Source organism: Dyella marensis (assembly GCF_049532885.1).
Lineage (GTDB): Bacteria > Pseudomonadota > Gammaproteobacteria > Xanthomonadales > Rhodanobacteraceae > Dyella_D > Dyella_D marensis.
Genome location: NZ_CP064029.1, coordinates 2,717,497 through 2,731,115, shown reverse-complemented (window position 1 = coordinate 2,731,115; position 13,619 = coordinate 2,717,497). Strand labels below are relative to the sequence as shown.

The 13,619-nt window shown below is 68.1% G+C and carries 3 protein-coding genes; 2 read left to right on the top strand and 1 reads right to left on the bottom strand.

The window, feature by feature from the left end; genetic code table 11:
- Positions 1-116: 116 nt before the first annotated feature.
- Positions 117-11,003 carry an autotransporter-associated beta strand repeat-containing protein gene (locus ISN75_RS11735; RefSeq protein ID WP_343820232.1) on the top strand — a complete coding sequence of 3,629 codons (10,887 nt, stop codon included), beginning with the start codon at positions 117-119 and terminating at the stop codon, positions 11,001-11,003.
- A 331-nt stretch (positions 11,004-11,334) separates the two neighbouring features.
- The gene (locus tag ISN75_RS11730) at positions 11,335-12,807 is read left to right on the top strand and encodes a carbohydrate-binding protein (protein ID WP_343820230.1); all 1,473 of its coding nucleotides are present in this window, start codon (positions 11,335-11,337) and stop codon (positions 12,805-12,807) included.
- 86 nt (positions 12,808-12,893) lie between these two features.
- Here ISN75_RS11730 and ISN75_RS11725 read toward each other — a convergent pair whose 3' ends face one another.
- Positions 12,894-13,538, bottom strand: a complete 645-nt coding sequence (locus ISN75_RS11725) for a TetR/AcrR family transcriptional regulator (protein ID WP_343820228.1) — start codon at positions 13,536-13,538, stop codon at positions 12,894-12,896.
- Positions 13,539-13,619 lie beyond the last annotated feature (81 nt).

The window sequence follows — 13,619 nt, the reverse complement described above, 5'->3', positions numbered from 1 at the left end:
AGCCGGCCGCTCCGGCTATCGCCAGGCGCGGCACGCCGCGCACTCCATTTTGTTTCCATCGTCGGTGGCCGTGCGCCGCCGTGCGGACGCTTGCTGCTCCTTACAGGGGAAAACCTATGAATCGTGTATTCCGCATCGTGTGGTCGCGGGCCTTGAACGCCTGGGTCGTTGCCTCCGAACTCACCGGGAAGCATGGCAAGGGGCGTGGCCGCTGCGGCGTTGCGGGTGTGGACGAGCGCGCAGCGCCGGCGCGCTCGAACCTTGGCGCATGGACGCTGCGCCTGGCGGTGCTCGCTGCGCTGGCCGTGCCGCAGGTACATGCCGCCGACCGCTACTGGGACGTCAACGGCGGCTCCAACGGCAGCGGCGGCACCGGCGACTGGGAGCTCGTCTCACCGTATTGGAATGCCGCCAACGATGGCGTGGCGGGACCGTTCTACAGCTGGAACAACACCGCGCTCGACAACGCGATCTTCGCCGGCACCGCGGGCATCGTCACGCTCAAGGCGCCGATCACGGTCAACACGCTCACCTTCAACGTGGCCGGCTACGGCATCAACGGCGGTACGCTGACCCTGGCCGGCACCACGCCGGGCGTGTCCGGCTCGGCCACCATCAACTCGGTGATCGCCGGCACCGCGGGGCTGGCCAAGAGCGGCAGTGGCGCGCTGGCACTGAACGGAGCGAACACCTTCAGTGGCGGCATCAACATCACCGGTGGTTCGATCTCGGTCACCAACGATGCCGCCCTCGGTGCGGCCAGCAATGGCATCACCATGGCCAATGGCGCGGGGCTTTCCGCCAGCGGCGGTCAACTCGCCTCGACTCGCGTGGTCACGCTGACCGGCGGCACCGTGGTGCTGACCGGCAACGGTGTCGGCTATGCCCGTTTCACCGGCACCGGCAACGTCAATGCCGGCAGCGGCGTGGTCATGGGCAATGCCGCCAGCAATTACGACGGGGTGACCAACTTCTATACCGGCGGAACCTATGGCATCACCTCCGTCGGCAATATTGGCGAGGCGAGCGCGGTCGGTGCGCCGACCACGGCGGCCAACGGCCTGATCGTGGTGCAGGCCGGCGGCGGCCTGGGCGGTACGCTCAATTACGGCGGCGCCGGCAATGTGTCCAACCGCGACTGGCGCTTCGCCAACACTTCCAGCGGCGGCAACGCGCTGCGCAACATCGGCACCGGCACGCTGACCCTGACCGGCAATATCGGACTGACCGGCGCATGGACGACCGGCCAGAACTTCCAGGCGGTATCGGGCGACATGCAACTGCTGGGCACGATCAGCAGCACGTCGGACCGCACGGTCTCGTATACCGGCAGCGCGGGCCGCACCATCACCCTCGGCGGCGCCAATACCTACACCGGCCCCTCCACCATCAACACCATCACGGTGGTCGCTTCCGTGCTGGCCGATGGCGGTACCGCCAGTTCGTTCGGCCTGAACAACGTCGGCAACCTCAACCTGCAGAGCGCCACCTTGCGCTATGTCGGCGCGGCCACCTCGACCAACCGCACGCTCACCTCGGACGGCCTCAGCGCGTTCTACAACGACGGCACGGGCGCGCTCTCCTATACCGGCCAGATCGCCTTCGTCAACGGCGGCACCGACACGCTCACCCTTGGCGGCAGCTACGCCGGCGCCAATACGGTAAGCGGCGTCATATCCAACACCGGCAACCTGGTGGTGAACGGCAGCGGCAGCTGGCTGCTGAGTGGCGCCAACACCTACGCGGGCACCACCACCGTGCAGGCCGGCACGCTCACCGCGGGCGGCGCCAATGCGTTCGGCAACTCGAAGGGCCTGGTCGTCAACGGCGGCACGCTGGATTTCAACAACTTCGACATCACCGCGCCTTCGCTCGCCGGCACCGGTGGCACGCTGCAGCTCGGCGGCGGCTCGCTCACGCTCAACGCCGCCAGCGGCACCACCGGTTATGGCGGCGCGATAGCCGGCAGCGGTGGCCTGACCAAGCTCGGCGCGGGCACGCAGACGCTCAGCGGCGCCAACACCTACAGCGGCGCCACTTCCATCGGCGGCGGTACGCTGGCGCTGGACTTCACCGTGGCCGGCGCGCCGGCAAGCCAGATCGTCAGCGCCAGCTCGTCGCTCAACCTGGCCGGCGGCACGCTCTCGATCAAGGGCAAGGCGGGCGCCAACAGCCAGAGCTTCAACGGCCTGAACGTCACTGCCGGCAGCAACCGCATCAGCGCCACCGCCGGCACCGGCGGCACGCTGACGCTGGGCCTGGGCGCGATCAACCGCAGCGGCGGCCTGGTCGATTTCGGCTTCAACACCGGCGGCACCATCACCACCACGCATGCCGACGGCGCGCTCGGCGGCTGGGCCACGGTCAACGGCACGGACTACGCGCAAGTCACCGGCGGCGTGATCACCGCCTTCACCGCGTATGCCAACAAGGACGACGCCAGCACCTGGCTCAACGGCGACATCGTCAGCGACGAAGGCGGCAATGCCAACACGCCGTACTTCGGCACAGTCAACGGCAGTGTCGCGCTGGGTGGCCTCAAGGTCACCGCGCCGTCCAACTCGGGGGTGACCATCGGCGCCGGCAATACGCTGAGCGTGGATGGCAGCATCATCGTCTCGCCGTTGTCGGGTACCGCGTCGCAGGTCTTCCAGGGCGGCAGTATGACCGGCGGAGCCGGTGGCAGTCCGCTGGGTGTGCTGCAGAACGGCGGGGGCGTATTCAGTATCAGCTCCACCATCGTCGATAACGGTGGCGCCACCAGCTTCGCCTCGGGGGGCTCGGGTGCCGGCTCGGTGGCGCTCACCGGCAGCAACACGTATACGGGTGCGACCACGGTCAGCGGCGGCACGCTGAGGATCAACAGCATCGCCGACGGCGGCACGGCGAGTGCGCTCGGCGCGTCGAGCAATGCGTCGTCCAACCTGATCATCGAGAACGGCACGCTGCGCTATATCGGCGCCACCGCCAGCAGCGACCGCGGCTTCACCCTGGTCAATGGCGGCCCGTCGCGCACCATCCAGGTGGACGGCACGGCCAACGTGACCCTCGGCGGCGTGGTCACCAGCCCCGACGACGCCGGCTTCAACAAGACCGGCACCGGCACGCTGACGCTGGCGAATGCGGCCAACGATTTCGTCGGCGTGCTGACGGTGAGCAACGGCACGCTGTCGGTCGGCACGCTGGCCAACGGCGGCACGGCCAGCGGCATCGGCGCCGGTAGCAGCGATCCGGCCAACCTGGTGCTGCAGACCGGCGGCAGCCTGCAATACAGCGGCGCCACCGCATCGACCGACCGCGGCTTTACGCTCGGTTCCGGTGGTGGGCATGTCGACGTCGCGCAGGTGTCCACCACGCTTACCGACAGCGGCACGGTGACCGGCGCGGGTTCGCTCACCAAGGACGGCGCGGGCGTGCTGGTGCTGTCCGGCACCAATACCTACAACGGCGGCAACACGGTCAATGCCGGCATCCTGCGCGCCGGTTCCAACCAGGCGTTCGGCGGCGCCGCCAATGGCTCGGGCGCGGGGCGCCTGACGGTCAATGCGGGTGCGACCGCGGATCTTGCCGGCCACAACGTATGGGTGGGCGGCCTGTACGGCGCCGGCAATGTCACGCTCGGCGCCGGCACGCTGCAGACCAACACCACCGGCAACTTCAGCGGCGCCATCAGCGGCACCGGCGGTGTGTCGATCAACGGCGCCACGCAGACGATGAGCGGCTGCGGCAACACGTATACCGGCGCCACCACGCTCAACTCCTCCACGCTCAGCACCGACTGCCTTGCCAACGGCGGCCAGCCCAGCGGCGTGGGCGCTTCCAGCAGCGCGCCCGCCAACCTCACGCTGTACGGCGGCACGCTGGTTTATACCGGCGCGAGCGTGGCGATCGACCGCGGCATCCTGCTCAGCGGCAACGGCGCTATCAATATCGGCAATGCGGCCACCACGCTCGGCGTCAGCGGCCCGATACAAGGCGGCGGGCAGTTCCAGAAGCAGGGCCCGGGCACCCTGGTGCTGAGCGGCGCCGACACCTACACCGGCGGCACCTACAATCGCGGCGGTATCCTGCGCGCTGCCGCGGCCAACGCGTTCGGCACCGGCTATCTGGCGCTGGACAACACCGCTGGCGTGCTGGTCGACCTCAATAGCTTCAACACCAACGTAAGCTACTTCTACGGCGGCGGCACTACGGGCGGCAATATCGACCTGGGCAGCGCCACGCTCACGGTGACCAACGGTGCCAGCAGCCAGGCGGCAGCCAATTACGCCGGTGCAATCACCGGCACCGGCGGCCTGGTCAAGAATGGCGGCGGCTTCGAATACCTTTCCGGCAGCATCAGCACCTACACCGGCACCAATACGGTCAACGCCGGCTTCTTGCAGGTGTTCAAGCTCGCCGATGGCGGCACCGCCAGCTCCATCGGCGCGTCCAGCGTCGGCGCCGGCAACCTGGTGCTCAATGGCGGCACGCTGATGTACGTGGGCGCCGGCGACAGTACCAATCGCCTGTTGACGCTTGGCGCATCCGCCAGCAGCGCGCTGGATGCCTCAGGTACTGGCGCCGTGCAGTTCACCAACACCGGCGCGCTCGCCTTCAGCAGCCCCAACACCGCGCAGACGGTCACGCTCACCGGCACCAGCACCGGCAACAACAGCCTGGCCCTGCAGCTGTCCGACAACGGCACGGGCAAGACCTCGGTGCGCAAGACCGGCACCGGCACCTGGATCCTGCGCAACCCGGCCAGCACCTATACCGGCATTACCACGATCATCGGTGGCGTGCTGGGCGTGGACAAGCTCGCCAACGGCGGCCAGGTCAGCAGCCTTGGCCAATCCTCCGGTGCCGCCGCCAACCTGGTAATCGGCAGCGGCGCGACGCTGCGCTATACCGGCGCGGGCGACACCACCGACCGCCTGTTCACGCTGTCCACCGGCTCGAGCGTGATCGAGTCCTCCGGCACCGGCGCCATCGTGTTCGCCAACACCGGTTCGGCGGCTTATGCCGGCGCCGGCAACCGCACGCTGGGCCTGGGCGGCACCAACACCGGCCTCAACGTGATGGGCGGCAGCATCATCGACGCCTCCGGCGGCATCACCACGGTGGCGAAGAACGATGCCGGCACCTGGGCGCTCACGGGCACGAATACCTATACCGGCAACACCGTGATCAACGGCGGCATCCTGCAGCTCGGCGCCGGCGGCACCACCGGTTCGATCGCCAGCGCCAACGTCATCGTCGCGGCTGGCACGCTGGCGTTCGACCGTGCCGACACTTCGACCGTGCCCGGCACCATCTCCGGCGCCGGCAACGTGGTGCAGCAAGGCAGCGGCGCCACCGTGCTCACCGCCGCCAACACCTACACCGGCGGCACCACGATTACCGCCGGCACGCTGCAGCTGGGCAATGGCGGCGCCAACGGCAGCATCCTCGGCGACGTGGTGGACAACGGTACGCTGGCCTTCAACCGTTCGGACATCTATACGTTCGGCGGCCTGGTCTCCGGCACCGGCGGCGTGACGCAGCTGGGCAACGGCACTACCGTGCTCACCGGCACCAACACCTATAAGGGCGCGACGACCGTGCAGGCCGGCACGCTGCTGGTCAATGGCGACCAGGCCGGTGCGACCGGCGCCACCACCGTGCAGAACGGCGGCACGCTGGGCGGCAAGGGCATCGTCGGCGGCGACGTGACGGTGGCCAGCGGCGGCGCGCTCAATCCCGGCGATGCCGGCGCGGCGGGCACGCTCACCGTCAACGGCAGCCTGGCCTTGAATGCCGGCGCCGCGATGAATTACCAGTTCGGCCAGGCCAACGTGGTGGGCGGCGCGCTCAACGACCTCACCGTGGTGCACGGCAACCTGAGCCTGGATGGCACGCTCAACGTGGCGGCGACGCCGGGCGGCAGCTTCGGCCCGGGCCTGTACCGCATCATCAGCTACGACGGTTTGCTTGCCGACAACGGCCTTGCACTGGGCACCACGCCGTCCGGCAGCTTCCAGGTGCAGACCTCGGTGGCGCACCAGGTGAACCTGCTCAACAGCGGCGGACTCACGCTCAACTTCTGGGACGGCCCCAGCGGCAATGCCAACAGCACCATCGACGGCGGCAGCGGCGTCTGGCAGAACTCGGCCGGCAATGCCAACTGGGCCGACCAGACCGGCCAGTACAATGCGCCGTATACCGATGGCGAGTTCGGCATCTTCATGGGCGCGCCGGGCACGGTCACGGTGGACAACGGCCTGGGTGCGGTGACCAGCTCGGGCATGCAGTTCGCGGTGAACGGCTACACCGTCGCTGGTGGCGCGCTCACCCTGAGCGGCGCGCCGAACATCATCCGCGTGGGCGACGGCACCGCCGCGGGCGCGGGCATGACGGCGACCATCGCCGCGGTGCTGGCCGGCACCGGCGGTGTGGTGAAGGACGATCTCGGCACCCTGGTGCTGAGCGGCGCCAACACCTATGCCGGCGGCACCACGGTCAACAGTGGCGTGCTGCAGGTGGCGGGCGATGCCAATCTCGGCAACGCGGCGGGCGGTCTGGCCTTCGACGGCGGCACGCTGCGCAATACCGCGGCGATCTCCACTGCGCGCGCGGTGACGATCAACCAGGGCGGCGCCACCTTCGAGACGCAGGCGAACCTGGAGCTGAGCGGCACCGTCACCGGCGCGGGCGGGCTCACCAAGACCGGCAGCGGCAGCCTCACCCTGGACGGCAGCAACACCTATACGGGCGGCACCACCATCAACGCAGGCGGCATCATCGTGTCCAGCGATGCCAACCTCGGCGACGCGAGCGGCGCGCTGACGTTCAACAACGGCGTGCTGGAGAACACCGCCGCCATCACTTCCGGCCGCGCGGTCACGCTTAACGGCGCGGGCGGGCGCTTCCTCAACGATGCCGACCTGACGCTCAACGGCGCCATCGCGGGCGCGGGTTCGCTGAACAAGGACGGCAGCGGCACGCTGATCGTGGGTGCCGACAACAGCTACACCGGCGGCACCCTGATCCAGGCCGGCACGCTGCAGGTAGGCAACGGCGGCGCCAGCGGTTCGCTCCTGGGGGCGGTGGCCAACAACGGCACGCTGGTCTTCAACCGCGCCGACACCCTGGCGTTCGCCGGCCAGATCTCCGGCACCGGCTCGCTGGAACAGCAGGGCGCGGGCACCACCGTGCTCAGCGGCAACAACAGCTACGGCGGCATCACCGCCGTTCGTGCGGGCGGCCTGTTCATCAATGGCGACCAGAGTGCAGCGACCGGCGCCACTTCGGTCGATGCCGGCGGCACGCTCGGCGGCAAGGGCATCGTCGGCGGCGACGTGGCGCTGGCCGACGGCGCCACGCTGAGCCCGGGCGACGTGGGCAGCGCGCCGGGCACGCTCACCGTCAAGGGCAACCTGGGCATGAGCAACGCCAGCAATCTCAACGTGAATCTGGGCCAGGCCAACGTGGTGGGCGGTCCGCTCAACGACCTGGTGCAGGTGAACGGCGACCTCGCGCTGGACGGCACGCTCAACGTGGCGGTGTCTTCCGGCGGCAACTTCGATCCGGGTATCTACCGCGTCGTCGGCTACAACGGCGCGCTTACCGACAACGGCATGAGCATCGGCTCGGTGCCGTCGCCGGATTACTTCCTGCAGACCTCGATCGCGCACCAGGTAAACCTGGTCAACACCGCCGGCCTCAACGTCAACTTCTGGGACGGCAACGGCGCGCGCGGCGATGGCCAGATCCAGGGCGGCGACGGCGTGTGGCAGAACAATGCCGGCAACGACAACTGGACGGTGACCGACGGCAGCATCAACGCGCCGTACCAGGACAACTCCTTCGCCATCTTCAGCGGCACCGGCGGCACGGTGACGGTGGACGGCAGCCTCGGCGCGGTGAACAGCGGCGGCATGCAGTTCGCGGTGGACGGCTATCGCGTGCAGGGCGACGGCATCGCGCTCGGTACATCGCCGACGGTTATCCGCGTCGGCGACGGCACCACGGCCGGCACCGCCATGACGGCGACCATTGCTTCGGTGCTGAGCGGCACTGGTGGCATGACCAAGTCCGATCTCGGCAGCCTGGTGCTGGCGGGCGACAACACCTACACCGGCGGCACCACCGTCACCGATGGCGTGCTGCAGCTGGGCGAGGGCGGCGCGGCCGGCTCGGTCCTGGGCGATGTGGCGAACAACGGCACGCTGGCATTCAACCGCTCGGACAGCTACGCGTTCGGCGGCGTGGTTTCCGGCACCGGCGCGCTGGTGCAGAAGGGCAGCGGCACCACCGTGCTCGGCGGCGCCAACACGTATACCGGCGCGACCACGGTGCAGTCGGGCAGCTTGCTGGTGAACGGCAACCAGTCCGGCGCCACCGGCGCCACCGCGGTACAGAGCGGCGCCACCCTGGGCGGCATGGGCACCATCGGCGGAAATGTAACGGTGGCCGACGGCGCCACGCTGAGTCCGGGCGATGCCGGCGCGGCGGGTACGCTCACCATCAACGGCAACCTCGCACTGGGCGCCAACAGCAAGCTTGCCTACCAGCTCGGCCAGGCCGGCACGCCCGGTGGCGCGCTCAACGACCTCACCGTGGTGCATGGCAACCTCACGCTGGACGGCGCGCTCGACGTGACCGCCACCACGGGCGGCAGCTTCGGCGCGGGCGTGTATCGGCTCTTCAGCTACGACGGCGCGCTGACCGACAACGGCCTCGCGCTCGGTGCGGTGCCGAGCGGCGATGCCTTCGTGCAGACCTCGATCGCCCACCAGGTCAATCTGGTGAACAGCGCCGGGCTGACGCTGAGCTTCTGGGACGGCCCGGGCCACGCCAACGACGGCGCCATCAACGGCGGCACCGGCACCTGGCGCCTGGCCGACAACGACTACTGGACCGACGCCAGCGGCGCGCTCAATGCGCCGTACACCAATGGCACGTTTGCGGTGTTCGGCGGCGCGGGCGGCACGGTCACGGTGGACAACGCCAACGGGCAGGTGAGCGCGTCGGGCATGCAGTTCCAGGTGGACGGCTACCGGGTGACGGGCGGTTCCGTCACCTTGGCCGGCGGCGCCGACACCATCCGCGTGGGCGACGGCACCGCGGCCGGTGCCGGCATGACGGCCACGATCGACGCGGCGCTGACCGGCAACGGCATGCTGGTGAAGGACGATCTCGGCACCCTGGTGCTGACCGGCGTCAACACCTATACCGGCGGCACCACGGTGCGTGCGGGCACACTGCAAGTATCGAACGACGGCAACCTCGGCGACTCCGCCGGCAACCTGTCGATCGACGACGGCACGCTGCACACCACCGGCAACATCCTCAGCAACCGCACGGTCGGCGTAGGCGGCGCCGCCACCATCGACACCGACGACGGCACCACGCTGCAGCTGGCCAACGGCATCGGCGGCAGCGGCAGCCTGACCAAGGCGGGCAACGGCACGCTGGTGCTGGCCGGCACGTCCAACTACGGCGGCGCCACCACGGTGGCGGCGGGCACGCTGGCGGCGGCGGTGGACAATGCGTTCAACGCCGCTTCCGCGTTCACCGTGCAGGGCAATGCCACGCTCGATCTCGCCGGCCACGCGCAAAGCATCGGCGCATTGAGCAACGCCGGCACGGTGCACTTCGGTGCGGCGCCGGGCGCTACGCTGACGGTGCGCGGCGATTACACCGGACAGGGCGGCACGCTGCTGTTCAACACCGTGCTTGGCGACGACAGTTCCGCCACCGACAAGCTGGTGGTCGCCGGCAACACCTCCGGCAACACCGCGGTGCGCGTCAACAACGTCGGCGGCGCGGGTGCGCAGACCGCGCAGGGCATCAAGCTGATCGATGTGCAGGGCACGTCCGGCGGCACATTCGCCTTGCAGGGCGATTACGTGTTCCAGGGCCAGCAGGCGGTGGTGGCCGGCGCATATGCGTATCGGCTGTACCAGGGCACGGCCAATGCGAACGACGGCGACTGGTATCTGCGCTCGGCGCTGGTGAATGGTTCCACCGGACCGACGGATCCGGGCAACCCCGGCAATCCGCAGCCGCTGTACCAGCCTGGCGTGCCGCTGTACGAGGCCTATGCCGGCATCCTGCAGCAGGTCAATACGCTGGGCACGCTGTTCCAGCGCACCGGCGACCGCCTGTGGACCGGCGTGCAGGCCGAGGACAACATGAAACCCGGCGAAGGCCTGTGGATGCGCGTCGAGGGCGGCGACCAGAGCTTCAAGCCCGAGACCAGCACCAGCGCCACGCGCTACGACCTGTCGACCTGGAAAGCCGAGGCCGGCATCGACACCACGCTGAGCGAAGGCGAGGGCGGCAAGCTGGTGGGCGGCGCCACGCTGCAATACGGCCGCTATCAGTCGAATGCGCAGTCGGTATACGGCCAGGGCCGCCTGAAGACGCGCAGCTACGGCATCGGCGGCACGCTTACCTGGTACGGCGAGAACGGTTTCTATGTCGACGGCCAGGCGCGCTGGTCCAGTCTCGATACCGATCTGCGTTCGACCACGCTGGCGCAGTTGCTGGAAGACGGCAACAAGGGCAGCGCGTACGCGCTGGGCGTGGAAGCCGGCCGGCGCTTCCGGCTGGGCGACCAGTGGTCGCTGGTTCCGCAGGCGCAGTTGACGTACGGCAAGGCCAGCTTCGACAGCTTCAACGATGCGTTCGGCGCGCACGTGGCGCAGCAGCAGGGCACCACGACCACCGCACGTGCCGGCGTGATGGCCGATTACCGCAGTGCGCGCCAGGGCGAGTCCGGCTCGGTCGCCACGCACGTCTACGCCATTGCCAACCTCTATCGCAACTTTGGCGGCGATGCGCGCGTGAACGTGGCAGGCACTGACTTCACCTCGCGCAACGAGCGCCTGTGGGGCGGCTTCGGCCTGGGCGCGTCGCTGGACTGGGCGGACGGACGCTATTCGGTCTACGGCGAAGTGCAGGCTTCGACCGGCTTGAAGCACTTCGGGGATTCGCATGCGCTCAACGGGACGTTGGGCTTCCGCATGCGGTGGTGACGGCCCCAAGTCCCTCTCCCGCATGGGAGAGGGACTTTTCTCCGGCTGATGCTTGCGCCAGGCATTCGATCGCGTCTGCTGGCCAGGCGCGACGATCCCCGCCTTTGCGATCCGCATCACGGTCGCTGGCGCGATAACGGCGCAACGATAGACAACGTTGTCATCGCCGTTCGACGGGCGCTGCTGTTCGTATTTTTGGCTTCTTTCATCCAGCCCGGTAAGGGGGTGGATGCGTGAGGCTGCGCGCGGCTGACGGGAAAGAGGGGAATCGTTGTCATACCGGCCGGCGGAGAGCGCGGCCTATCAGCAGCCTTCACTCGGAGACATGTCCATGCCCAGCAAGCAGCATCTGGCGAAGTGGTCCACCCTCGGCATGCGCGCGATCGCCACGGCGACTTTGACCGCGGTGTCCATCGGTGCGCATGCGCAATCGCAACCGGCTTGTTCGGCCGCCTGGAACGCTTCGGCCATTTACGTCGGCGGCGACCAGGCGAGCGAAAACGGCGTCAATTACGCCGCCAACTGGTGGACGCGCGGCGACGACCCGGCCACGCACAGCGGCGCTTCCGACAGCGGCCAGCCGTGGACGGTGGCCGCCAATTGCGGCGGCGGCACCAATCCGCCGCCGCCACCTCCGCCGCCGCCGCCGGTTGGCAGCACTTCCGGCACGATCAACTTCCATCTGCTGCTGGGCGTGGGCAATGCGCAGGACCAGCTGGTTCTCACCGGCGACAACTACACCGACCTGATCGTGTCCAACCTGATCGCCGGCGTGATGTACGGCCATCTGGTGCAGGAGTACTACCCCGGCCTGCAGTTCAACAAGGACTACGTCTACGGCTCGGTGCTGGCGCAGCTGCTGCAGGAAAATATCGCCACGCAGGATTATGTCGGCAGCGGTCCGCTGATCGATCCCTCGCCCGACCAGCAGGCGGTGATGGGCGTGGGGCAGGGCGGTCCGTACCAGATCAACAACTACGCCGCGGACATGGTGTCCGGCAGCTATGCGCCGGCCGGGCATTCGCTGATCAATTACATCGCGATCCAGAAGCATATCGGCTACACCATGGCCACCGCCGCCACGCAGTACAGCAAGCCGACGCCGGCCTCGTTCAACAACAAGTATTACGGGCCGATGCTGACGGCCTATTTCCACTACAACGATTTTGTCGCACTGATCGTGACCGGCACCGGCGAGGGCGGATGGGTCACGCCATGGCAGCCGGCCTTCAACAATGCGCTGGTCAATTTCAAGACGCTGCCGAACAACTTCTTCGACGTGCTGTTGAACGTGGCCTATAACCAGGGCTATTACGGCGGCCTGGTAGGAAGCTACAGCCGGCTGGGGGCGACGGCCACGCCGGCGACGGTGGCATCCGTGGATGCGTACAGCTCGATCTGGGGCGTGCAGGATACGTATCGGCAGTATCCGTACCAGGTGCGTTATTACCTGGACCAGCTGTACGGCAAGCCGATACCGACGACCAGCGCGACCACGCTGGTGGCGCCGGCCAATCACGTGTATGTCAGCGCGGGAACGCTGGGAAGCGTGTTCTCCAGCGTGTTCCAGACCTTGGCTTACGCGAACGCTTCCGGCACTTCGTCCAGCTATATCTCGGCGGCGCAGGCGCAGGCGGCGTTCAATGCGGCGCTGGGGCAGGCGGGTGTGGCCGGCACGGCGAGCCTGGATATCGGCAATGCCGCGGATCGGGCGAAGCTCTTCAGCGTGCTGGAGTTTGCGATCGGGAATCTCGAGAGCAACCTGGGCATGAAGTTCAATGCGACGACGCTTTCGCAGCTCTGACGTGTAGGTTGGGGTGAGCCTGCGGCGAACCCCAACGGGCGCCCGGCCGTGGCGTTCCTGTTGGAGTTCGCTGCGTTCACTCCAACCTACCTTGGGGTGCTGGCTTCGATGTAGGGGGTGGCTGAGAGTGCGGCGTTCACGCCGGCGAAGCCGCGTTCCATCACCCTCGCGAATGCCTCGCGCGCCTTCCGCTTCGCGCGGAAGGCGCGCAGCGCTTCGCCATATGCCACCACCAGCGTGCCGACCAGCATGGTCGCCGCAAGGCGCGCTTCGGGATCGGCGTGCGTGCGGCCGACGGCATCGGCGAGCATCGCCGCCAGATCGTCGGCCAGCGTGCCCTGCAGCTCGCGCGCACGCACGGTGAGTGCGGGGCTGTCGGCGACGGTGCTCCAGAACTGGATGGGGCGCTTGTTGATGCGGAACATCGGGTGCTGCTCATCCAGCAATGCACGCATCAAGGCCTGGAATACCAGCACAGGCGGCTGGTCTCCGTTGGCGGCGATGGCCTGGCGCACCAGCTCACGGCTTTCGTCCTCGCGGTCGAACACCATGTCTTCCTTGCGCGGGAAGTAATTGAACACGGTTTTGCGGGAGACGCCGGCTTCCTGTGCGATCTCGTCCACGGAGACGTTCTCGAAGCCGCGTTCGACGAAAAGCAGCGTCGCCACGTCCGAAATCATCTGGCGCGTGGCTGCCTTCTTGCTGTCCCGCAGACCGGGTGGATTTGACATGTCGATGCTCGTCCCGCAAAACTTACACTCAGTGTAACATTTTGGCCGGGCATCCGACACCTCCTTCAATCCGGCCTCCGC

Excerpts from the sequence above, each read along its gene's own strand:
- ISN75_RS11735 (WP_343820232.1), top strand. The coding sequence starts at position 117 with ATGAATCGTGTATTCCGCATCGTGTGGTCGCGGGCCTTGAACGCCTGG.
- ISN75_RS11730 (WP_343820230.1), top strand. The coding sequence starts at position 11,335 with ATGCCCAGCAAGCAGCATCTGGCGAAGTGGTCCACCCTCGGCATGCGC.
- ISN75_RS11725 (WP_343820228.1), bottom strand. The coding sequence starts at position 13,538 with ATGTCAAATCCACCCGGTCTGCGGGACAGCAAGAAGGCAGCCACGCGC.